The organism is Actinomadura opuntiae (genome assembly GCF_030283205.1).
Lineage (GTDB): Bacteria > Actinomycetota > Actinomycetes > Streptosporangiales > Streptosporangiaceae > Spirillospora.
Genome location: NZ_JASNWF010000012.1, coordinates 130974 through 153449, shown reverse-complemented (window position 1 = coordinate 153449; position 22476 = coordinate 130974). Strand labels below are relative to the sequence as shown.

The window sequence follows — 22476 nt, the reverse complement described above, 5'->3', positions numbered from 1 at the left end:
TCCATGGTCGTAGGGTGAACCCATGAACGAGCGGCTCGTGTGGATCGACTGCGAAATGACGGGACTCGACCTGCGCGCCGACGCGCTCATCGAGATAGCCGCCCTGGTCACCGACAGCGAGCTGAACATCCTGGACGAGGGCGTCGACGTGATCATCAAGCCGCCGCCCGAGTCGGTCGCGCAGATGACCAAGGTCGTCCGGGACATGCACACCACGTCCGGCCTGCTGGAGGAGCTCCCGGGCGGGATCACCCTCACCGAGGCCGAGGAGATCGTCCTGGACTACGTCCGGTCGCACGTCAAGGACGCCAAGAAGGCCCCGCTGTGCGGCAACTCGATCGCCACCGACCGCTCCTTCCTGGCCCGCGACATGCCCGCCCTGGACGCCCACCTGCACTACCGCATGGTCGACGTCTCCTCCATCAAGGAGCTGGCCCGGCGCTGGTACCCCCGCGCCTACTTCGCCAGCCCGGAGAAGAAGGGCGGGCACCGCGCCCTCGCCGACATCACCGAGAGCATCCAGGAGCTGCGCTACTACCGCGCCGCCGTGTTCGTCCCGCAGCCCGGCCCCGACTCCGAGACCGCCCGCGCCCTCGCCGCGGACATCTCCGCCCGCTGACGCCGCACCAGGCTGACCCACTCCCCGCGAGCCGCTACACTACTGGGAGCCGGGAGCGATCCCGGCCACGGTGGGTGTAGCTCAGCTGGCAGAGCACTTGGTTGTGGTCCAAGATGTCGGGGGTTCAAGTCCCCTCACTCACCCCAGGAAAGCCCTGGTCATCACGAAGGTGACCAGGGCTTCTCAGTGTCTTGCGTCAGGCTTCCCCGGCCGGATGTCCGATTCTGGGAGTGATCTCGCTCGGTAGCGTCGGCCGGATCCTTCCAGGCAGCCCCTCGCCGAGCAGATCGCTTCCCCACGCCACCGGCCGAACAGAGTGGGATGAACCAGACGACGCGGCCACACGCGATCATCTGACGAACGGTCTACGTCGAGAGTCGGGGAGCAGTTAGGGAGCGAGCAGCGCTTTTTTGAAGCAGCCAGGGCTGGGGCGCCTGCGGTGAGAACGATCAGGGCGAGCGAGACGAGTCGCTGATCGTCAGATTGGGCATAGCCAGCCACAGTCGACAACACCGCCACCCAGACCGCGAGCAGCGCCGCGGCGGCACGGTCTCGGCGGCTTCCCTGCGACATGATCCGACTCTCCCTGGATGGAGCGACATAGTGACGGTAGGACGCACATTCTGTCCCGTCCAGTTCCACCAGGCGTGCCGATACTCGCGGGCCTACGGCATGCACCCGTTCTAACACCGCTCTTCTTAACGAGTCGCCTCAGCAGAGCATCCAGGATCGGCACTCCGGACCGTGACGCCAGCCGGGCCCGCTCGGCTAGCGCGTCCCCCCAAAGGCGTTGCAGGGCCGCTAGGAGGGTGGCCCGCATCTCGGGTGTGGGTGGGCGTAGGTGCCGCGCATGCCGGGGACCTCGTACCCCATCCGCTCGGATTGCAGGACGTATGGGGTGCCAGCGTTGTCCATCCATGGCTGGTGACCGTGCCGGAGTCCGTGGGGCGTCAGGCCGGGGCGGAGCAACAGCCAGCACGCGAGCGGGACGTCTTCGGCTGGTGGCTTTCCCGTCCCGGGGCGCTCAGCCCCGCGCGTTCTGTGGTTGATGAGGGTGCCGTCGATGCGAAGGAGTTGCGTCCGTCGGCACTCCGAGCGCCGCCCGCGGCCCTCTCCGCTGACCAGTCGAGTGACTCCGCGGCCGGTCGGCGGGGAGAATGGTTCGCCGGGCACGGCCGGCCGAGGTCGCCGAGACGCTCGGACTACCGGCCGGTGAGCCGAACTGCCTGGTCCGTCGCCGGCGCCTGCTGGCCAGTGGCATCCCCGTCCGGCTTAATGCAAGCTGGTTCCCGCTGGACATCGCAGGAGGAACCGTCCTGGAAGAGGAAGCCCCGGTGATCGTGGGCGGCGTGAAGACCGCCCTCGCCGAGCTGGGCTACCCACAGGTGACGGCACGGGAGCACATCACCCCGAGCCGCCTTCCTACCGACGCCGAAGCGCTCGCGCTCGAAATCAGCCCCGAGCGGACCGTCATGGAGATCATGCACGTGGGCAGAACGGCCGAAGGCAAGGCGGTAGAGGTGACCATCACCGTGGCTCCCGCCCACTACCTGGTGGCCGAGTACGAATTCCCGCTCGCCTGACACTCGGAGACACACGATGATCACGCGTCTCGTCGAAGACAGAGCCAAGGCTCTGGCCACGAGCGCCGAGCTGCCCGCCTTCGTGTACGACCTGACAGCGCTACGAGAGCACGCGGCCGAGGTGAAGACGGCTCTCAGCGTGCCCGGCGGGCCAGAGATCTTCTACGCCGCGAAAGCCAACCCCGACGTGCCGATCCTCCATGCGCTCGCACCGTACGTCGATGGCATCGAAGTCGCGTCCGGTGGCGAGCTGGCGCACATCCGCGAAGCGCTGCCGGATGCGCGCCTGGCCTTCGGCGGCCCAGGAAAGACCGACCGAGAGCTGGAGCTAGCGCTGAAGCTCGGCGTGGAGCGAATCCACGTCGAGAGCCCGCACGAACTCACGCGGCTCGCACGAATCGCCGACACGGCCGGCCAAGACGTCGATGTCCTGCTACGCGTCAACCTCGCGGGCGACCGCAGCGGCGTGGCCCTGGCGATGAGCGGACCGTTCGGCATGGACCCCGCTCTGATCGAGACGTGCCGGGAGATCCTGACCGCCTCACCTCGCATCCACCCTCGGGGCATTCACGCGCACCTCGCCTCCGGACTGGACGCCTCCGCCATGGTCCGCCAGTCCGCCGAGATCCTCGACTGGGGCCGCACTTGGCTCGACAAGATCGGCCACGATGGCCCCCGGAAATTCAACGTCGGCGGCGGCATGGCCGTTGACTACGGCTCGCCCAACGACCGCTTCGACTGGAAGCAGTACGGCCAAGACGTCGCAGCGCTAGCCCGCCCAGACGAAACCCTGCGCATCGAGCCCGGCCGATCCATCAGCGTCTACTCGGGCTGGTACATCACCGACGTGCTGGACGTAAAGCAGGCACACGGCCAGTGGTACGCCGTCGTCCGCGGCGGCACCATGCACATCCGCACGCCCGTCACGAAGCAGCACAACCACCCCTTCGTCGTCCTGAAAGGTTCCGGCGACGGCCCCCAGGTGACCGACCAGCCCGTAACGCTCGTCGGCCAACTCTGCACGCCGAAGGACGTCTTCGCCCGAGACGTACCGACCGAGAGCATCGCCGTCGGCGACCTCGTCGCCTTCTCGATGGCCGGCGCCTACGCCTGGAACATCTCCCACCACGACTTCCTGATGCACCCCAAACCGAAATTCCACTACCTCGAAGCGTAGATCAACCTTCTTCAGCAGACCCCGTCCCATACTGCACGGGGTCTTGCTTCTTCAGCACAGAGTTCAACACTCACCCATTACACCGCCCAACTAGTCGGCCATAAAATTTTCCAATTCCTCCTGGATTTCACGTGGGGCGTCAACCATAGCTTTCGCAATAGCCGGACCGTCAACTCTCTTCCTATAACGTCGGCCCGTGAAAATCCTAAATACGGCATCCAGAATTTCCTCGCCTGGCGCAACGTTCAGCAAATCTCTCCTAGTGCGCCCATCTACGTCCTCCCGAGCACTTGCCCATGAGGACGCGATCTGTGCTCTAATCTCGTCGACACTAGCAAGTCGTTCAAGAACTGTTGTCGTAATTTCTTCCAGATTTGCACGATCTTCAACGAGTCTGCGCCGAGTCTGATGATCCATCAACATTCGTGGCGGCTTAACTGCACGCGCTACACGATTGATTACGACGACTTCTCGAAGATTTTCGGCTGCATTCTCCATTGCTGTGACTACATCACTGGCATCAGGAGCCTCGTTTTCGTCATCTATATAGCGTTTGAGCACGGAAGCTATCGCTTCAGGATCGAGGAGGTAGTTTTCAAGTTCGCGGCGAGAAAGAATAAATACTGTTGACGACTTCTCTAGCTTCTCAAGCGCTTCCCTTGAAAGCTCATCACGGTCACGAATGTAAAGGGCTCGCTGCAGCCCGAGTCGTTCCCCACTCACAAGCCATTTAGCGAACCGATCGCCATGACGGGCATTGTCTCCGCCTTCACCGAACAATACAGCCACGCGTGGATCTCTAATGAGGTGAGGAAACCAGGCAGCAAAAACTTCCTCGTCCGATGGCCCCTCAAGCACCAGCACCCGGTTTGCGGACAGAATATCAGACGGTCTGACACCTAGTGAGTTGAGCGCCGCTAGAGGATCGTTTCCCACTGTGGCGACATTAGACACTCCCTTTTCTCTAGTGACCAGCCAGAGCCGACCGTCACCGGGAGACCAATCCAGCATAACAGGGCTATGAGTCGCAGCAATGATTTGACGATCCGTAGCCCACCCGCTCAATAGATTCAACAAGGCGCGTTGTGCGGCCGAGTGAAGATTTGTCTCCGGCTCTTCAATAATCAAGGTAAATGGCGACTCCTCAATTAGCCCCACCACAGCTGTGAGCAAGAGTTGCTCCACCCCAGTTCCAAGATCCTTAAGATTAAGCTCGGTGCCCGGTGTATATGAATTGGAAAACGTGATCTGAAGTCGGTTTTCTTGCGTTCTAATCTCCAATTTGCCGATCTCCGGCACCATCTCGGCGATAAGATGACGCAACTCCTCAAAGATTTCTTCTCGCTGCGTTTTAAGATTTAGTAGAACGCCAGGAAGATTCTGGCCTGTTGGGTCAAGTCTATCGTCACTCGATAGTCCCATCGTACGCGCCGTTCCGGGGCGTAGGGCCCGAAAATGATAATAGCGTTGTCGCCACTCAAGCAACGATTCACAAAGGGGGATGTCGGGGAAGTTGGGATCGATCCATGGATCTCCATGAAATTGCCCACGACTAATCATCATGCTCGCCTGAGGTTGATCTGCAATGAATTCGGAGCTGATCAGGAAATTCGAAACGTCGCCGACCGGATCCCATTTGATGCGGCCCATTATGTTCATTTCCCCGTACCATTCACCTCGCACTTCGACGAGCCCTATCCCGTACCTCCCTCGTTCTTCAAAATGATACTCAAGTCGACTCAAGAAGCCCTCAGAAAGAAAAGCTCGCCGCTTTATCCTATCAACCATTCCTTCAAGGAGTCGTGAGCGCTCTCGCTCCTCCAGCAAAAAGGTCGCAATAACGCGCGCTGGAGTGCTCGCCTGTGCGTGACGAATATCTCTTGCCTCGGAATCAATTCCAGCAACGAGGTCAATGGCGGAAAGTAGTGCCGACTTGCCCGTATTATTGGCGCCAGCAACGAGCACGAGTCCGTCCGTAGATAGTTGAATGTTCGCGATCTTGAACGCGCGATAGTTCTCAGCCATTACGTTTACCAAACGCATGCATCTCTCCCATCTTGCCCTTGCTGGCACCCACCCTCCAACACTATCAATCCTAAGTCGAGGGCTGCTCGCATGTGCCCGGTTTGCCCCGGCCTGACCTTGTTGCTTGGGCTAGGAGACTCTTTGCCGTCCGGCCCTACCGAGACGAAAAAGCGCTGCTCCGCTTACCCCATCCAAGTGCTCGGGACCAATGTCTGCGCCGACCTCCGAAAAACCGGACACTGTTCAGAACGAGATGAAGCGACCTGTCGTCTGGTGAGGCGCAGGTAGAGATCCGTTCGAGGCTGGGCAGTCCTCTCTTCCGACCATGGCGTTAGTGGCCCTAAGCGGTTCTCGCAGAGGTTAAGCACGGTTGCGTGTACCAGTGGCCGATCAGCCACCTGATCTGGCTGGGGGTTGGAGAGAGGCGGAGAAGGCTAGTTGTATCCGAGAGTCTGTGGAAGCGAGAGGGAGGGAGGGACTTCGGCCCGGCGTGCCGCCCAAAAGACGAGCGGCGTACCCCAAGTGGCCTACGGCCCGCTCCGGGCGGTCAGTGCTGCGGTGAAGTACAGCCAAGAAGTACAGCAACGCAGGCGGCGCGGGGCGTCCCCAGGCGGACTCTGGCGGACGCCTCCAGCCCGGACAGCAGGTAGCCGATCACGCTCGCCGGTAGCTGGGGTCAAGCGCGCTCGCCGAAGCGCGCTTGCGACGTGACTGCTCGGCGGTGACCTCTGGAACCGCTAGTTCGGAAGGGTGTAGCGGTATCGGGTCGGTCGGAGATCCATCTCATCGGGTTGCCAGGTGGTCCAGTGACGGCAGCGCCCTCCGCTGGTTTGGATGGTGCCGTCGGATTGGCGTTGCCAGGTGATCTGGTCGACGACCACCAGGTCGGTGCGGGCAGTGGTCCGGGCGTGAGTGACCTCGTTGATGGTGAGTTCGACCGCGTCGGCGGTACCAGTGGAACCTTTGACCTCGATGTGGATCTCTTCGTCGCCTTTGACGGCCCGCAAGTCGTAGGAGCAGATGGCACCAACGTCGGTGATGTCATGGTCCGGGTAGAGATCACGGGCTCGGCGGACGGCGTGCTCTTCGATGGCTTTGCGCAGGGCTGGGTCGGCCAGGTAGCCGGCACCGGTCCGCGAGCGTGGGCGGCGCAGACGGGCGAGCACCCGCCTTGACGTACTGGCGGCGGGCACAAGGTCGTTGAGTCTGGCCAGTTCGGGAAGCAGGTTAAGCATAGCTGCGGGGACCTTGACCAGGTACGCCTGTGCGGTGCGTAGCGGCCGACTCGGGGAGAAGACAAACGGGAAATACAGCGGCCCGTTGATGCGTGCTTCCAAGTCGCACTTGATTGCGTGAAGCTGGTCTTCGAGAGGGCGGAGAGCCTGTTGACCGATCGGGGCGTGCAGCGGGGTATACCCGGTCAGCTCATACCGCCAGGCCGGTTGGGGGTGAGTGTTGACGGGGCGTTGCTGGCCGTAGGTGCCACGGGCGTCCCAGATCAGCTGGTCGTCGTAAGGACCATCGGCGGCGATGGAGTGTCCGACGATGCCGGGCTGGCCGTGCAGGCTCTTGTGCCAGTGCAGGACCACGTCACCGGGCTTGATCGCAGTGACCAGTGAGTAGGACCAGAACTCCCCGCCGGTACCGTTGCGCTGCAGTGCCTGCAGGTTGCTGCCGAGGTCGGGGCGGTCAGTGATCTCCATCCAGAACCGTTCTGCGGGGTCTTGGTCCCACCACCGGTTCAGGGAACCTGTGGGTGAAGTGAACACCGTCCGGCCTTCCCTCACGGTGGGGGCCACCAATTTGTTGGCTTGACGTGCGGCATCCTCTGCGGTGTCGCCGGGGAGCATTGGCCGCAGCTCGATCCGTTTAGTGGCATTGCCGCCATCAGTACTGGCAACGCTCGGCGAGGTCCCCCCCTCCTTGCGCTGAACACGGAAATTGCCTCGATCGCGTCGTGGACCCGATCGCGCGACGATCTCAGGGGCATCGCCATAAACGGAAGTGACGTCGTCATTCTCTGCCGCAACTTCAAAAATTTCGTCGATCAAAGACGATTTGTTGCGCGCTGACGCTAGCGCTTCATTGGTGCTGCCTTTGGCCTCAAGTAGCTCCACCGTGTCCCAAATGGACCTGCGAACGAAAGACCATGCTGCAACCACGTGAGCACAGCGCACAACCATCGATCGGTCTGCTGCAGCCAGAGACGTCGCGATGCGCAGCAGATGCTCGAAAGATCTAACGAAATGGAGTTCCGGACCCTCGATATAGAATGACCGATCAGGGCTATCGCTCAAGTCTTCTATCGTGCCATAGGCAGCGTTCAATTTGTTTTGCGCCGCAGGCGTGAACGTGATATTGTGCTGTTGAGCGGTAGCCCATTCGTACGCCCGACCGATCTCGCCAACAGCACCTGCGGTGTCGTCGTGTTTGAGACCGAAGTCCGGAGGTCCAGCAAGGATCGACATGACTCGACTGCTAGTGGCGGCGGAGACCCTATCAAATCCCCGCAACCAGGCGTCCTTGCTTATCGTCCACTGAACACCAACATTAGGCATGGGCTCGTCATCCTGCCCATTGGGAGATTGATGCACTTCCCGCTGCTCACCATAGTCCCAGGAAGAGCGAACAGATGTTTCGAGTCCAGCCTGGAATGAAAACGGCGCGCGCCCGCGCGCAACAATTGGCGATCCTGCACACAAGACGTTGTAGGTCTTTGCCGACTTGCGACTATCGCGTAGCGCCTTTCTGATTAGGTTCTCGTAAGCCTTCACGGTGGTCACGGCACCATAAACGATGCCCTCCAGAACGCTCGATTCAGTCTCCCTCAGCGTCTCCAAAACCGCTTCAAAGGCCGCAGCCGATGAGTCACCTTCGTTCGATACGAGCACGGTCCATACAAGCGGGGGACGCAGCCTATTCCTCGAAACCATGGAGACCGTATCGGCTATAGCAGCTGACCATACGCTCAGAAGGACTGTGTAGGCTGCCACTTCATCCACACCGCGGCGATTCGTTACTTGCTTGGCGATCTGGCCGACTGGACCGTAGAGGGAAACGCTAGGCGACACGAATACCTCCATAATGACCGGGATGGTTCAGCAGAGTACTGGATGGTGTGTCCTGACAGTGAGGTCTTTCCAACCTCAGTGGGCGTGATGGTGGAGGGTGAGGATCGCCTGGACGATGGTGGTCAGGCGGCTTGGGGAGCAGCGGGCCTTGCGCAGGATGTGCCAGGCCTTGAGTGTGGCGGCGCCCTGCTCGCCGAGTGCCCGGACCTGGGCGTGGTGCCGGTTGAACAGCTTCTTGCGTTTGCCGGGCCGGCGGCGCTTTCGGCGCTTGTAGGGCGTCCCGATCGCGCCCGCGCCGACGTACCCCTTGTCGGCGTAGCAGGCGATCGCGCGGCCGGTGAGCGCGTCGATGATGCCGTGCACGCGGGCGGCGGTGAGATCGTGCGTCGAGCCGGGCAGCACCGGCGACGCCCAGATCAGCCGGCCGTGCGGGTCGGTCAGGAACTGGATGTTCACCCCGTGCCGGTGGTGTTTGCCGCTGTAGTACAGCCGGTCGCCCGCCCCCGACAGCCGGTCGATGGGGGCCAGGGCGCCGTCCAGGATGACGTAGGCCTTGCGTGCCGCGATTCGCATTGCCTCGCGCAGGTCGGGTGCCCGCTCGGCGAGCAGCGCGATGACCTCGGTGACGTAGCGGGTGCGCGGTCGCCAGGCCGACACCGAACGCGGCGGCCAGACGGGCGAAGGTCTCGTTGCAGCGCAGGTGCACCAGCACCAGCAGCGCCTGGCGGCCGGGCTTCAACGCACGCCAGCGTGCACCGATCCGGTCGCGGTGGCCGGCGATCAGCTCGGCCACGCGGGTAGCGGGCGACAGATCCAGCGCAGCGCGGTAGAACAACACCAGAGGCTCCTGGCAGGGCTGTTGTTTTGGTCGACTTCGCTCCTACCAGGGGCCTCGTCGCGGCACCGCCCACCTCAGCCCACCGCAACCACCTTGTGACCAGCACGATCAAGCTGGAAAAGACTCAGTGCTGTCGAAGGGGAGAGCGCGTCCAGCTGTGGGCTGCCCATCGCTCGCTGAGTGCGATGGCGAGCGACGCCCAGGCGGTGGGAGCAGAGTGGGAGCGGAGACCTCCCGGCAGGATGCGTTCAGGCGCGGCGAAGCACGGCGCCAAGTCCTGGCGATACCCACTCTGACGTGGTCGTACGGATGCGAGCAGGCTGTCACGCCCCCCATGGTCCCTTGTTGTGGTCCAAGATGTCGGGGGTTCAAGTCCCCTCACTCACCCCAGGCAACGGGAGCCCTGGTCGCCGCGGAGGCGTCCGGGGCTTCTTGCTTTCGCGGGGAACCGTTGCGGGCGCGCGGGCGTCGGACGGCGGACTCCCCACGAAAGGAAAGCCCCGTGACCTATGACGAGTCCGTCGCCACGGACGTCCCGCCGCCCGGAGAGCTGTGGGCCCGGGGCGTGGTCAAGGCCATGCTCGCCCCCTACCTCGACGACTGCGCCGGGAAAGTTCACGTGGACGGCGGCGGCCTGCGCACCGAGGACATCGGCAACGGTTACTGGGCGATGAGGTGGGTGGAGAACGGCCGGGCGGTGCTGTACGGGTACGACAACGACTACCCCGACGTCCACATCGAGAGTCTGCCCGTCGACCTGCTCGCCGGGGGTCCGGGCTGGTTGCCCTGGGAATGGCTCCAGGACCTTCTGGTGAAGGAGGGCTGGTCGGTGTCGTTCGTGCGCTGGTGGGACGGCTCCTGGGGCGGCCCTCCGATTCCCGAGGGCATCATCGACGGACTGCCCATCATCCTGGCCGACGATGCCCTGAGCATGGACGATCTCATCGGTAAGGACACCCAGGCGGATGCCTATCGGACGCTGATGCGCGCGGTGCTCGACGGGGCCGTCGACCGGACCGCCGTCGAATCGCTGCTTGCGGCCTTCGACCTGCACGGACGCGACGCCGGCGAAGCGCTCGACGTGGCCGCCCGCGCGGGCGTCGAGGCCCTGCCGCAACTGCCCGCCGGACACGGTGAACCCGCCGACCGCCGCGTCCCGGTCGTCAACGACGACCACCTGCCCGCCGTGACCGCCCTGGCGGCGCGCGAAGGCATCGAGATCGGCACGTCCTCCACCGTGACGGTGCCGCCCCGATTCTGCTTCAACAGCCCGAACCGGCTCCCCGCACCATGACCGCGCGCCCGTCCCCGGTCCGGCGACCGGGGGCGCCGCCGCGGCGGCGCGCGTGCTCGTTCGTTGGCTCAGGATGATCGGACGGTTATGCTCCGACCCTATAAACGCCAACGACACCCCAAGGGCGACGGATGAGTGTCGATGAGACCGCCCCACTGCGCGTACTGGTGGTGGACGGCGACGCCCGCGTGCGGGCCGACGTGATCTCCCTGCTCGACGGCAGCAGCGAGCTGGAGGTCGTGGCCGAGACCCACGACGCGGCGGCGGCGGTGCCGCTGGCGGAGCGGCTGCGGCCCGACATCGTGCTGCTGGACGCCGGCGCCGCGCAGCACGCGACCCCGCTCAGCCGCGCGTCCCGGGTGTTCGTGCTGGCCTCCGCCGACGACGGCCCCGCCGTCGAGACCGCGATCCGCGGCGGCGCCTGCGGGCATTTGGTGCCGGGCGCGTTCACCGTCCACGACCTGATCCGCTGCGTCCGCGACGCCAACCGCGTCTCGCTCGGGCTGTCCGCCCGCGAGGCGGAAGTGATGGACCTGATCGCCACCGGACGCTCCAACGGCGAGATCGCCCGGCAGCTGTTCCTCAGCGAGAAGACGGTGAAGAACCACGTCAACCGCATCTACGGCAAGCTCGGCGTCAGCTCCCGCGCCACCGCGATCGCGCTGTGGCGCGGCATCGTGAGCGTCCTGCCGGGCGGCGACTAACCGATTCGCACAGGTCCGCGGGTCCTGCTACTGTTCTTCCTGTCGCCAGGGACACCGGCCAAGGCCGGAGCCCTTGAAAGGCAAGCGCCGTTAGCTCAATTGGCAGAGCAGCGGACTCTTAATCCGCGGGTTCGGGGTTCAAGTCCCTGACGGCGCACGCGCTGGCCCTCCATGGTTCGAGCAAGTCTCGCTCCCGGAGGGCCTTTCTCTTTGCCCGAAGACCCGGTCGGCCCTCCACGGTTGCGAGCGAAACTCGTCTTCCGGGCGCGCCTTTGCTAGGCGGAACCGTTGACGGTGGTACCGGAGGAGCCGAGCCAGAGCAGGTCGCGAGCACGGGTCATGGCGACGAACAGCTGCCGACGGGCCAGTTCGGCTCGTTCGCGCGCGGCGGCGTCCCCGGAAGGGGCGGTGAGGGCCGCGTCGTGGCACGGCAGGAACACATGCTTGAACTCCAGCCCCTTGGCCCGCCGATACGTTCCGAGCTTGACCGCCTCGACCGGCCGACCGTCGTAGCCTTCGAGCCGGAGCACCGGGATGCCCGCGCGGGTGAGAAGCCGGTGGTACCGCCCGATCTCCCGGCGCGAGGGGCACAGGACGACCGTGCCGGCCCACGCGCTGCCACCGTCCGCTTCCCCGGCGAGCGCCCGGAGCGCTTCGACCAGCCGGCGGTCGTGCTCCTCCTGGTCTGCGGCCTCCACCCGCACGACCCGTCCGTCATGGTAGGTGAGGTCGACGGCGCGGCGGCCGTTCGGGCTCGGCCCGTCCAGATCGTCGAAGGGGTCACCGGACACCAGATCCATCGCCGCCTCCAGGATCGCCGCCGCGTTCCGGTAGTTGGTGCGCAGGACGGCGCCCCGGCCCTTGACCGCGATCCCGGCGTCGGAGAGCCGGAACCCGCCCGGGTACACCGCCTGCTGACCGTCCCCGATCAGCAGCAGCCCGTTCGGGCCGTCCCCCGCCAGCGCGTGCAGCAGCTTCACCCCGACGAGCGTGAGGTCCTGCACCTCGTCCACGATGACGGCCGAGTACGGCGGATCGGCGGGACGCTCTCGCAGCTCGGCCAGGGCCGCCAGCAGCACGTCGTTGAAGTCGGCGACGCCGCGCTCCTCGCGCAGCAGCTCGTACTCCTCGTACAGCAGCCAGGCGGCCTCCCGATGCGCGGGCTGCAACGCGGTCCGGCGGCCGTGCCTGGCCACGGTCCGGTACTCCTCCAGCGAGGTCAGCCCGCGCCCTTTGATGACGTGGTCGATCTCCTCGCGCCAGTAGCCGGGCATCGGGTCGATCTCGGCGAGCGCGCTGTCGCGGCCGGCGGTCATCCAGGCGCGGGAGAAGGCGTCGTCCGCACGGGCGGCGTTCAGCGGCACCTCGGCGCCGCGCTCGGCGAGGAACGCGGTCGCCCAGCCGTGCAGGCTGGAGAACTCGACGCGGTCGGCGAACACGCCGGCCATCCGCTCGAAGAGGTGCCGCTGGACGCGCGGCAGGTTGTTGACGAAGGTGGCGTAGAGGACGCGGTCGTGGCCGCGTCCGGCGAGATGGGCCGCGCGGTGCAGCCCGACGACGGTCTTGCCGGTCCCCGCGGGGCCGCTGATCCGTGCCGGGCCGCTCCAGTCGCGGCGGGCGACGGCCACCTGGTCGGGATGCAGGAACGTCATCCATCGCTCGATGGGCGCGTGCAGGAGCGACTCCAGGGCGGCCTTCTCGACGTCCTCGGTCTGGAACAGAGCGTCGCCGCCGTCCTCGGGACCGGTGCCGCCGCGTTCTTCGAGTTCGGTGGGCTCGTAGGCGGGGAACGCCTCCGCCAGATGCGCGGTGACGGCCCGCACCAGCGCGGGCGTCAGCCGCCTCGGCTCGCCGATCAGGGCGTGGACGAGATCGGGGTGCCCGAGCAGCCGGACCCTGCCGATGCGCGCGTCGAACCGGTGCCCGGCGAACGCGATGACCGGGACCAGCGCGACCGGGGACAGCCCCAGCGTCCCGACCTGCTCTTCCGCCGTCCGCGTCATCGCCAGGAGCTTGCGGACCTCCTCGTCGCGGCGCTCGCCGCCGGCCGTCAGATGCCCCGCGTCGACGGCTGGGCGGTCGCGCCAGCGCTTGACGTCGATGACGAACACACCGCCCGGCCCGACGAGGATCATGTCGACGTTCGCGGAGCGGGTCCCCGGCCAGCGGCGGTCCACGAGCAGCCGCCAGCCGACCGCCGTCAGCCCGACGAGCGTGGCCGCGACCACCCGCTCCGCCTCGGCGGCCGCCTCGAACCGTCCGGCCAGCCGGTAGGCCTCGCGCGACCGGCGGGCCAGTGCGAGGGCCTCCTCGCGGGCCCGCCGTCCCCGCTCACTCGCCGAACCACCCGCCGCCATCGCCCCGCCTTCGCTCGGCATCCGGATCCCGCCAAGAAGTTACGCTCTTCCCCGATCAGCGGCAATTGTCGTCGATGCGCTCCGGGCCGCTCCGCGACGCGGAAGACCCCGCCCTCGTCCGGTGGGACGAGGGCGGGGTCCGGGTCGGGCTCGCGGGGAGTCCGGAGACGCGGTCCGCGGCGGGTCAGCCGAGGGGCTTGGGGGTGCCCTTCTTGCCGGCGCCGTGGCCCCAGGAGAGGACCTGGTACTTGACGCCCTTCAGGTGGCCGACCGAGGTGCCGGTGTCGTACTTGCTCGCCGGCTTCTTGCCGTCCACCAGCTTGCGGAAGGTGTAGGTGTCCAGGTCGAGCATGACGCCGCGGTGCGACGGCTCGCCCGGCCCGCGGTCGCCGACGAAGCCGGTGACGCTGCGGCCCTTGTAGCTGACCTTCACCTTGGTGTTCATGGGCCAGCTCGGGCTGGCGAACAGGCCCTTCTGCATCGGCTTGCCGCTCGCGGGGGCGCCGGTGTCGCCGTTCACCCCGGAGCCGTCGTCCCAGAAGTAGGACGCGGTGGTGCTGCCGGCCAGGACGCCGCGGGTCTTGGCCGCGGCCTTGCCGGCGGTGTGGCGGGAGGTCTTCTCGTGCTGCCCGGTCACGTGCTGCTGCCCGGTGACCTTGTGCGCCATCGGCTCGTCCGCCGGGGCGCCGTGGGCGCTCTCGACCGCCGCGCCCGCGACCAGCATGCCCGCGAGGGCGGTACCGGTCAGGGCGGTCAGGGCGGTGTCGATGGCTCGCTGCTGCATGTGCATCCTTCGCTCGGAGACGGGCGCCGGGTCACGCCGTTCGGGCATGAGGGGTCCGGCGCACGGCACGTGGTCGTGATCGTGCGGGGGAGGGAAGGGGGGAGCACCGCTGGTCGGTGCGGGAGGGAGGGGCCGCGGTGCGGCCCGGGGTCACCGGTACTCGGGGTAGCCGTAGCCGGCGACCATCGAGGTGTCGCGCACCTTCGCCTTGACGGCGTCGCTGGTGTTGCCCTCGATGGTGGAGATGGTGCCGTCGTGGTTGTCCTTCACGACGATGCCGACGTGGTCGATGCCCTTGATGCCGCCGCCGTTCCAGGCGAAGAAGACCACCGCGCCGGGCTTCGGAGTCTGGCCGAAGCGGCCGGTCTTCTTGAACCACTGGGCGTGGCTGACGGTGTAGGCGTCGGCGCCCATGCCCTTGGTGCCGGTGTTCTGGCCCAGCCAGGACACGAACATGTCGCACCAGGACTGGCCCTTGTAGACCGTGGCGCTCTTGGCGCCGATGCGGTGGGCGTTGATCTGGCCCAGCGAGGAGTCGACGTACCAGTCGTTGAACTTGCTGTTGCCGGACCCGTCCTCGTGGGTGCCGATCTGGGTGCGCGCCAGCTTGATGACGTCCTGCGCGGTCGCGCCGGTACGGGCGGCCCGGCCGCCGGTCTCGGCGCCCTTGGCGTCGGTCTTGGACGCGGCGTCGGCCTTGGACGCGGCGACGACGTGCGCGGTGTGCGCCGGCTTGGTGTCGGCGTGGGCGGACGGGACCAGCGAGGCGAAGCCGAAGGCACCGGCCAGGGAGAGGACGGCGCCGGCGGCGACGCGGGTGCCCATGCGCTTGGTCAGGTCGAAGGTACGAGCGGTCATGAGAAGGTTCTCCTGAGGTTCTTCCAGTCCGCCTACCGGGTTAGCTGTCGGGTTCGGGCGTGGAAGTGGCCCTACCGCGGCCCCGCGCATGCGGGGGTGCGGATTCACCCCGGTGTTTCGGTGGGTCCCCGGCTCCGCGTGGCCGTGATCGGCGCTGTGCGGACTCGGCGGCGGACGTGCCTTGATCGGCCGTCCTGATGATCAGGGACTCGATGCGCCCTTCGTTCAGATCGAAGCGGGCGCCCCGGACGGGCTTCCCCGTCGGTCACACATCCACAACAGGTTCAAGGGGCCCCATATTTCGTCAAGCGCGTCCCAAACCACGGCTCCACCAGCAAAGACATCCCAAAACGCCCGCCACGCACGGGCTGCGGGCCAGTCCGCCGGCGCCAAAAAAGTTGGAACGATCTCGGGGCGGCGGGGATGCGGGGCCCTCCAAGGTCAGCCCAAGGGGCCGTAGCGCCCTGTGCGCCGGTCGTCGTGGTGGTAGGTCGGCCACTCGGCGCCGGCGGCTTTGCCCTGGGTTTTCCAGGTGAACAGGTAGCCCTCGCGGGTGGTGACGGCAAGATCGGTTTTACCGTCGCCGTCCAGATCGCCCGCTGACGGGGACCAGATCGTCCAGCCGCCGGTAAAGAGCGGGAAGCCCGCGGCCTGCCCCGACCAGCCGAAGGCGTGCAGCGTGGAGGTATCGCCGCCGCCGACGACCTCGGCGCGGCCGTCGCCGGTGACGTCCACGATGATCGGCGAGCCGAGGAAGGCCAGGCCCGTCCGGCGCTGCGGGAAGCCCGGCACGGGCAGGGCCGTGGCGGCGTCGTAGCCGCGCTGGTAGTTGCCGATCGGCTGCCCGCTGCCGGGGAACAGCAGCGCGGCGACCAGGGACGCGGCGCCCGATCCGCCCTCGGTGTAGCTCAGCCGGTTGAGCGGCCCGAACCGGCCGAACGCCCCGGACGTGGTGAACGAGAGCGGGACGTCGGCGGGCAGATGGCCGCCCAGCACGGCGGACGGGTCCAGGACGGGGTTGGCGAGCGGGCCGAAGTCGCGCAGGATCTTGCCGGTCCCGGAGATCAGGTAGGTGGGGCCGAACGACGGACCGGTGGCCACCTCGTCTTTACCGTCGCCGTCCACGTCGGCCGTGACGGGCTGGTTGACGCCCTCGGTGATGAACTCCTGCGCGCTGCCGTAGAAGGTCATGACCGACGACAGCCGGACGGGCCAGCCCGATACGGGCTTCCCGTCCGCGTGGTAGGCGAACGCGTAGTTGGCCCCGTAGAACTGCTCTCCCCCGCCTTTGCTGTCCGACAGCTGCGAGCGGAGGACGATCTCGGGCTTCCCGTCGCCGTCGAGATCGGCGACGGCGGGCGTGCCGGGCAGCTTGTGGTCGTCGATCCGGATGTACCCGTCGGGCGGTTCGTTGCTCATGTGCACTTCGACGGGCCATCCGGGCAGGTCGGAGCCGTCCGGGCGCCAGGCGTGGACGCGCCCGTCCCAGCCGGTCTGGACGATGTCGAGCCGCCCGTCGCCGTCGAGGTCCACCAGGACCGGTGAGGCGGTCGCCCCGCGCACGGGCAGCCGGGTGTACTTCAGGGCGGGACGCGGGATGGGAGGCGGCGTCACGCCTGCTTCGAGGGTCTTCGGCCAGCCGGGCAGGAGCCGTCCGGACGCGTCGAAGGCATAGGTGCGGCCTGTGGTGCTGGTCACGACCACCTCGTGGCCGCCGTCGTGGAGCAGGTCGCCGATCGCGACGGGCGCCACGACCGGCTCATGTCCGGGGTCGATGCCGGGATATGCGTGCTGCGGGACGGTCGGCCGCGTCGTGACGGGCCAGCCGGGCAGCTCCTTGCCGGACGCGCCGTCCAATGCGTGCACGCGGCCGTCACCGTCGCCGTAGACGATCGCCTTCCGGCCCTGGAGCTCGGTGATCGCGGGCTGGCTCTCGTTGCCGACGCCGAGCTTCTTGGGGAAGCCGGGGCGCAAGGCGGGATCATGGTGGACGGCGATGGCGCGCCGCTCCTCCGCCATGCGCCCGGAGGCGTCCCAGACGCGCAGCCGCAGCGTGACCGTGTACTGCTCGCTGGCCGACAGCGCCTTGTCGTCCGACAGCCTGTACGGCTCGTTCCACACCGACTTCGGGACCTGGGACAGGTCGAGCGTGCCGATCGGCCCGTCGTGCGGCGAGGTCCCCGAACCGGAGCCGGCCTCCTTGAAGGCGCCGTCGGACGGCTCGATTCCGGGCGCCCACTCCAGCTCGTACCGGTAGCCGGACGACCGTGGCGCGGCGACGTATCCGGTGACGTCCACCGAGTCCGTGGTCGTCGGATCGTAAAGCGCGTACCAGTCTGGGCCGGTGATCGAGCCGACGGGCGGGACGGCGCCGTCCTTCACCGCCTGCATGGCCCTGGCGACGTTGGGCCGTCCGTACCCGTACTGCCGGTCCCACCCGGGCTTGCCGGGCCAGGGCAGGGACGGGTCGTCGATGTCGGAGGCCGTCGCGCGCAGGACCTGGACGGCCTCCTCGTTCGTCAGCGGTCGGCCGACCTGGATCCCGTACGACAGCAGCAGCCCGAACACCCCGCCGGTCGTCGGCGTGGACTCCGACGTCGAACCGCCCTGGGTGGCCACGGAGAACATCGCCTTGGCGCCGAACGACGTCTGGTCCGAGCGCGTCCGGTAGGTGGTGGTCAACGTGTTGGCCAGCGGGTCAGGGACGCCCTTGCTGTTCGGGACGAGGCCGTTGCCCGGGATGACGTGCGGCCAGAACATGCCGCCCTGGTGATCGGTGGAGTCGAAGTCGTTGCTCGCCTCGACCATGACGACGCCGTCCCGCCACAGCTTGTCGACGGTCTGCCGCATATAAGAGGAGTAGCCGAGGTCCGCGGTCGTGCTGACGATCACCTTCGCGCCCATCTGCGCCGCGTACAGCCACGCCTGCGCCAGGTCGTCCGTCCGATCGAGGGCCTCCTGGCCGGCGCGGACGGGCAGGACCCGGCAGCGCGGGCACACCCCGGCGCCCTGCACGCCGTTGTCCGTCTGCGCGGCCATCGTCTTCATCTGGCCGTTGGCGTGCCCGTACGTGGAGTCGTAGGTGGCGGGGTCGTTCTGGTGGTCGTAGAAGTCCCAGCCGGAGACGTCGTCGGTGAAGCCGTTGCCGTCGTCGTCCTTGCCGTTGGAGAAGGCGGCGATCAGGTCCTCGGGGTCGGTGCGGCCGTTGCCGTTGGCGTCCTTCACGCGCGGGTCGCCGGCGTAGTCGGCGGCGGTGACGGCGCCGTCACCGTCCTTGTCGTACCCGGAGGACCCGTCCGGCTTGGGCAGCTCGCCGGTGTTGAGGAACACCTTGTCGGCCAGTTCGGCGGCGTCGCCGTTGTGCCAGTTGATCCCGCCCTCGACGTAGGCGATGACGACGTCCGGCGATCCGGTCGTGTACTCGCGCCACGCCTTGTCGACCGACATCCCGGACGCGTTCTCGGGGTCCTTGGCGTTCGGCGCGCACTTCGGCATGAACGAGTACAGCGCGTGCTGCTCGCCGTTGACGCCGTTCTCGCACCCCTGCACCTCGGCCCGGGCATAGTCGGGGTCGTTCGGCGGCGACGCGGGGAAGCCGCCCTCGGCGAACGCGGCGGGCCCCCACGCGAGCAGCCCCGCCACCAGCATCCCGATCACCGGCCGCACGCGCATACCAGGCTCCCGACGTCACCACGAGCACGGAACCCGAATGTCCCTCGCGTTCTCCCCCGCGCCTAGTGACCGCATTGACAATGTCACCCTCCGGACACTTTGGACCGGTGCACACCCCGGGTCCGCGCCGCTGATCAGACCGCCTGCCGGCCCGTCAGGCGTCGCGGGCGCGGAGCAGGACGATCGCGGCCAGGAGGGCGCCGGCGGCCCAGACGGCCAGCACCCCGAGCCCCCGCCACGGCGATATGGGCAGGCCGGACAGGCCGGTGGTGGCCTGGACGGCCAGCCCGGCGGGCATCGGCGCGATCTTCTCCAGGCGGCGCTGCCAGTCCGGGTCGCCGATCACGTGGATGACGATCGGGAAGAGGTACAACAGGCCGAGGACGGTGCCGACGGCGGCGGCGGAATCCCGGACGGCCGTCGCCACCCCCAGGGCGAGCAGCGCGATCAGCACCAGGTAGAGGACGGAGCCCGCGGCGGCGCGCAGCGTCGGGCCGTCCGCGAGCGAGATCGGCGGATGGCCGTGCGCGCCGGTGAACCCCCGGCCGGGCAGGACGAGCCGTCCGGCCCCCAGGGACGCGAGGACCGCGGCCGCCCCGGCCGCCAGGACGGTGCCGGTGAGCACGGCGGCCTTCGCGGCGAGGACGGTGGCACGGCGCGGGATCGCGGTGAACGTCGTCCGGATCATCCCGGTGCCGTACTCGTTGCCGATGGCCAGCACCGCGAGGATCGCGACGGCGGCCTGCCCGAGCATCACCCCGGTCAGGCTGAGCCGGGTGGCGTCCGGCGCGCAGTCGGGCGGCGCGCAGTGCGACGAGCCGTCCACCCCCGCGCTGATCGCGACCGTCGAGACGATCGCGGCGAACAGCAGCCAGACGGGACCGGCCTCGGTGCGGAACTTCGTCCACTCCGCGTGCAGCGCCCGCGCGAAGGGAAGTGCGGGTGTCATGCGTCCCTCCGGCGGAGCAGGTGCGAGGCGGCCGCCAGGGCCACGGCGGTGTAAGCGCACAGGACGGCGAAGCCCGCCCACGACGGCAGCGGGAAATAGCCCGCGGACGGCGTGTAGAGCGTGTCGACCTGCGGATACCGGACGACGGTCTGCTGGATCGCGAAGCCGGCGGCCGGGGTGACCCGCAGCAGCCACGCGGACGGCCCGTCCGGCAGCAGCCCGCCCGTGGCCAGAACGTAGGGCAGGACCAGCACCGCGACGATGATCGTGACGGCCGCCGCGCCGCGCCGGATCACGGCGGCGACGGCGAGAGCGAAGACGGCCGCGACCGCGAACAGCAGCGCGGTGCCGGCCACGACGCGCACCTCCGTCCACGCGGGCGTCGGCAGGATGAAGAAGCCGTGCCCGCGCGCCCGCGCGGTCGCCAGCGGGACGGTGACCGCGGCGGCGGCCAGGCCCGTCGCGAACGCGACCGAGCCGATGACCAGAGCTTTCGCGGCCAGCACCCGGCCGCGCCGGGGGCTCGCGGCGAAGGTGATGCGGATCAGCCCGCGCCGGTGCTCAGCGGAGAGGAACAGCGCCCCGATGACGGCCGCCACGAGGATCCCGGCGAACGCGCCGACGAGCAGGTTCTCCAGGGTGTAGCCGGTGCCGAGGGCGGGGCCGCCGACGACCGGGGCGATGTCGCCGGCACCGGTCACCGTCAGCCCCGCGCCCGTCTCGGTGAAGCCGCCATGGACCGTGTCGGTGTAGCTGCCGGACGTTCCGGCGCCTCTCACCTGCTCGCCCTTCCAGGCACCGGGCGTCCACCGTCCGGAGAGGGCGACCGTCCCGAACGTCGCCGTCGCGACGGCGGGGTCGAAGGCCGCGCCATGCGCGGTCGCCTTGATGTCCATGGGGGACGCGACGAACGGGCCGACCTGCGCCATCGACGCCAGGCCGGGCAGCCGGGCGGAGCCCACCCGCGTCCAATGCGTCCCGTCGGCGGAGCCGAAACCGGTGACGGTGTCGCCGGACCGGACGAGCCGCAGCCACCGCGCGGACGCGACCGCGTCCGGGGCGGCGGTGTCGTGCACGTAGTCGTGCTGCATCCGGACGCCGTGGCCGCCGGTCACCATGATCGCCGCATAGTGCGAGCCGGGCCGCAGGCCGTCCTTGACGATGATTCCGGCCTTCGCCCACGGCTCGACGCCGCGCCGCTCGTCCGGGCCCATGCTGATGATGCCGGTCAGCGAGGTCACCGGGACCGTGATCGAGCCGTCGCCCTGGAGCGTCCGGTGCACGAAGTAGAAGCTGTCGTTCACCGCCTGCCCGTCCGGCCCCGTCGGGATCGCGTCCGGCGGATGGCCCAGCGTGGGACCGGCCGTGCCGAACAACCCGATCAGCACGGTGACGACGGCGGCGACGACCATGCCGATCACCCAGCCCCGGACGGTCCGGAACTTCGTCCACTCGGCGCGCAGCAGCCGCACGAAACCGCCGCGGGCGCGCCGCTCGTCCGCCCGCGGCGGCAGGACCGCGGTCACGACGCCGCCTGCGCGGCGGTGCCGAACTCGACCGCGTCGCGGGTCAGCTCCATGTACGCCTCTTCGAGCGTCGCGCGGTGCGCGGCGACCTCGGAGAACGGCACCGAGGCGCCGCCCAGCAGCGCGACGATCCTCTCGCCGGGCAGCCCTGAGACGGTGAGGGTGTCGGCGCCGTCGACCGTCACGGTGGCGCCCGCGTTCGCCAGCACCGTCATCGCCCGCGCGCGGTCGGACGTGCGGACCCCGACCCGGCCGCGCGACGCCGCCGCCAGCAGGTCGGCGACGCTCGCGTCCGCGACGACCCGGCCGCGTCCCGCGACGACCAGGTGGTCCGCGGTGTCCTGCAACTCGCTCATCAGGTGGCTGGACACCAGGATCGCGCGGCCCTCGGCGGCCAGCGCCACCAGGAACCCGCGCATCCACCGGATCCCGTCCGGGTCGAGGCCGTTGAACGGCTCGTCCAGCATGAGGATCGGCGGGTCGGCCAGCAGCGCCGCCGCGATCCCGAGCCGCTGCCGCATGCCGAGCGAGAAGCCGCCCGCCCTGCGCCGCGCCACCCCCTCCAGCCCGACCCGGCCGATCACCTCGTCGACGCGGGCGGCGCCGAGGCCCTGCGAGTGCGCCAGCCACAGCAGGTGGTTGCGGGCGGTCCGGCTCGGCTGCAGCGCGGCGGCGTCCAGCAGCGCGCCGAGGTGGCGCAGCGGGTCGCGCAGGCTCCGGTACGGCCGCCCGCCGACCAGCGCGCGGCCCCCGTCGGGCGCGTCCAGGCCGAGGATCACCCGCATCGTGGTGGACTTGCCCGCCCCGTTCGGCCCGACGAACCCGGTGACCTCCCCGGGCCGGACGGCGAACGACATGCCGTCCAGCGCGAGGGCGCGGCCGAAGCGCTTGCGCAGGCCGTCGACTTCGATGGTCGCTTCCATGCCCGAAGCGTAGAAAGCGGACGCCCGCCCGGTCGTCACGGCACCGAGCGATCCCCGTCCCCCCAACCAGCGACCCCCACCTCCCCCCTGAGAGCT

The 22476-nt window shown here is 68.1% G+C and carries 14 protein-coding genes, 2 tRNA genes, 1 pseudogene and 1 riboswitch; of the genes and pseudogenes, 7 read left to right on the top strand and 10 right to left on the bottom strand.

The window, feature by feature from the left end; genetic code table 11:
• Nucleotides 1-22 precede the first annotated feature (22 nt).
• The 4 genes from orn to QP089_RS26050 all read left to right on the top strand — a co-directional run bounded on the left by orn (nucleotide 23) and on the right by QP089_RS26050 (nucleotide 3379).
• Nucleotides 23-619 carry an oligoribonuclease gene (gene orn, locus QP089_RS26065; RefSeq protein WP_285914748.1) on the top strand — a complete coding sequence of 199 codons (597 nt, stop codon included), beginning with the start codon at nucleotides 23-25 and terminating at the stop codon, nucleotides 617-619.
• Nucleotides 620-689: 70 nt separating this feature from the next.
• Nucleotides 690-765, top strand: a tRNA-His gene (locus QP089_RS26060).
• Between the two features lie 1011 nt (nucleotides 766-1776).
• Nucleotides 1777-2202, top strand: a complete 426-nt coding sequence (locus tag QP089_RS26055) for a UTRA domain-containing protein (protein ID WP_285914747.1) — start codon at nucleotides 1777-1779, stop codon at nucleotides 2200-2202.
• 16 nt (nucleotides 2203-2218) lie between these two features.
• Nucleotides 2219-3379 (top strand): type III PLP-dependent enzyme, encoded by a 1161-nt coding sequence (locus tag QP089_RS26050; protein ID WP_285914745.1) that lies wholly within the window; start codon nucleotides 2219-2221, stop codon nucleotides 3377-3379.
• A 90-nt stretch (nucleotides 3380-3469) separates the two neighbouring features.
• On the opposite strand, the gene QP089_RS26045 is transcribed toward QP089_RS26050, so the two are convergent.
• The 3 genes and pseudogenes from QP089_RS26045 to QP089_RS26035 form a co-directional block, all read right to left on the bottom strand.
• Entirely contained in the window at nucleotides 3470-5404 is a 1935-nt protein-coding gene (locus QP089_RS26045) for an AAA family ATPase (RefSeq protein WP_285914744.1), read from the bottom strand.
• Between the two features lie 737 nt (nucleotides 5405-6141).
• Nucleotides 6142-8295, bottom strand: coding sequence for a protein NO VEIN domain-containing protein (locus QP089_RS26040; protein ID WP_285914742.1), 2154 nt, complete (start codon nucleotides 8293-8295; stop codon nucleotides 6142-6144).
• A 255-nt stretch (nucleotides 8296-8550) separates the two neighbouring features.
• Nucleotides 8551-9313 (bottom strand): annotated as a pseudogene (locus QP089_RS26035) (transposase family protein).
• 502 nt (nucleotides 9314-9815) lie between these two features.
• Here QP089_RS26035 and QP089_RS26030 point away from each other — a divergent pair.
• The 3 genes from QP089_RS26030 (at nucleotide 9816) to QP089_RS26020 (ending at nucleotide 11468) form a co-directional block, all read left to right on the top strand.
• Nucleotides 9816-10607, top strand: a complete 792-nt coding sequence (locus QP089_RS26030) for a hypothetical protein (protein WP_285914740.1) — start codon at nucleotides 9816-9818, stop codon at nucleotides 10605-10607.
• Between the two features lie 131 nt (nucleotides 10608-10738).
• A complete protein-coding gene (locus QP089_RS26025) occupies nucleotides 10739-11311 on the top strand; it encodes a response regulator transcription factor (RefSeq protein ID WP_285914739.1) in 573 nt (190 codons plus the stop codon).
• Nucleotides 11312-11395: 84 nt separating this feature from the next.
• A tRNA-Lys gene (locus tag QP089_RS26020) sits at nucleotides 11396-11468 on the top strand.
• A gap of 118 nt (nucleotides 11469-11586) precedes the next feature.
• Here QP089_RS26020 and QP089_RS26015 read toward each other — a convergent pair.
• From QP089_RS26015 to QP089_RS25985, 7 genes are all read right to left on the bottom strand, one after another.
• Nucleotides 11587-13689 (bottom strand): nuclease-related domain-containing DEAD/DEAH box helicase, encoded by a 2103-nt coding sequence (locus tag QP089_RS26015; RefSeq protein ID WP_285914737.1) that lies wholly within the window; start codon nucleotides 13687-13689, stop codon nucleotides 11587-11589.
• 163 nt (nucleotides 13690-13852) lie between these two features.
• Nucleotides 13853-14452, bottom strand: coding sequence for an RlpA-like double-psi beta-barrel domain-containing protein (locus QP089_RS26010; protein ID WP_285914735.1), 600 nt, complete (start codon nucleotides 14450-14452; stop codon nucleotides 13853-13855).
• Nucleotides 14453-14602: 150 nt separating this feature from the next.
• The gene (locus QP089_RS26005) at nucleotides 14603-15310 is read right to left on the bottom strand and encodes a CHAP domain-containing protein (RefSeq protein WP_285914734.1); all 708 of its coding nucleotides are present in this window, start codon (nucleotides 15308-15310) and stop codon (nucleotides 14603-14605) included.
• Between the two features lie 15 nt (nucleotides 15311-15325).
• A riboswitch (cyclic di-AMP (ydaO/yuaA leader) is annotated at nucleotides 15326-15474 on the bottom strand.
• A 277-nt stretch (nucleotides 15475-15751) separates the two neighbouring features.
• The gene (locus QP089_RS26000; protein ID WP_285914732.1) at nucleotides 15752-18982 is read right to left on the bottom strand and encodes an FG-GAP-like repeat-containing protein; all 3231 of its coding nucleotides are present in this window, start codon (nucleotides 18980-18982) and stop codon (nucleotides 15752-15754) included.
• Nucleotides 18983-19136: 154 nt separating this feature from the next.
• The gene (locus QP089_RS25995) at nucleotides 19137-19931 is read right to left on the bottom strand and encodes an ABC transporter permease (RefSeq protein ID WP_285914730.1); all 795 of its coding nucleotides are present in this window, start codon (nucleotides 19929-19931) and stop codon (nucleotides 19137-19139) included.
• Nucleotides 19928-21457 carry a DUF1349 domain-containing protein gene (locus QP089_RS25990; RefSeq protein ID WP_285914729.1) on the bottom strand — a complete coding sequence of 510 codons (1530 nt, stop codon included), beginning with the start codon at nucleotides 21455-21457 and terminating at the stop codon, nucleotides 19928-19930. Before QP089_RS25990 ends, QP089_RS25995 begins: the two co-directional genes overlap by 4 nt.
• Complete coding sequence (locus QP089_RS25985; RefSeq protein WP_285914727.1) at nucleotides 21454-22380, bottom strand: ABC transporter ATP-binding protein; 927 nt, start codon at nucleotides 22378-22380, stop codon at nucleotides 21454-21456. Before QP089_RS25985 ends, QP089_RS25990 begins: the two co-directional genes overlap by 4 nt.
• Nucleotides 22381-22476: the final 96 nt, after the last annotated feature.

What these genes read in the sequence shown, in the direction of transcription:
- orn (WP_285914748.1), top strand. Translation starts at nt 23, where the DNA reads ATGAACGAGCGGCTCGTGTGGATCGACTGCGAAATGACGGGACTCGAC.
- QP089_RS26055 (WP_285914747.1), top strand. Translation starts at nt 1,777, where the DNA reads ATGGTTCGCCGGGCACGGCCGGCCGAGGTCGCCGAGACGCTCGGACTA.
- QP089_RS26050 (WP_285914745.1), top strand. Translation starts at nt 2,219, where the DNA reads ATGATCACGCGTCTCGTCGAAGACAGAGCCAAGGCTCTGGCCACGAGC.
- QP089_RS26045 (WP_285914744.1), bottom strand. Translation starts at nt 5,404, where the DNA reads ATGGCTGAGAACTATCGCGCGTTCAAGATCGCGAACATTCAACTATCT.
- QP089_RS26025 (WP_285914739.1), top strand. Translation starts at nt 10,739, where the DNA reads ATGAGTGTCGATGAGACCGCCCCACTGCGCGTACTGGTGGTGGACGGC.
- QP089_RS26015 (WP_285914737.1), bottom strand. Translation starts at nt 13,689, where the DNA reads ATGCCGAGCGAAGGCGGGGCGATGGCGGCGGGTGGTTCGGCGAGTGAG.
- QP089_RS26010 (WP_285914735.1), bottom strand. Translation starts at nt 14,452, where the DNA reads ATGCAGCAGCGAGCCATCGACACCGCCCTGACCGCCCTGACCGGTACC.
- QP089_RS26005 (WP_285914734.1), bottom strand. Translation starts at nt 15,310, where the DNA reads ATGACCGCTCGTACCTTCGACCTGACCAAGCGCATGGGCACCCGCGTC.
- QP089_RS26000 (WP_285914732.1), bottom strand. Translation starts at nt 18,982, where the DNA reads ATGCGCGTGCGGCCGGTGATCGGGATGCTGGTGGCGGGGCTGCTCGCG.
- QP089_RS25995 (WP_285914730.1), bottom strand. Translation starts at nt 19,931, where the DNA reads ATGACACCCGCACTTCCCTTCGCGCGGGCGCTGCACGCGGAGTGGACG.
- QP089_RS25985 (WP_285914727.1), bottom strand. Translation starts at nt 22,380, where the DNA reads ATGGAAGCGACCATCGAAGTCGACGGCCTGCGCAAGCGCTTCGGCCGC.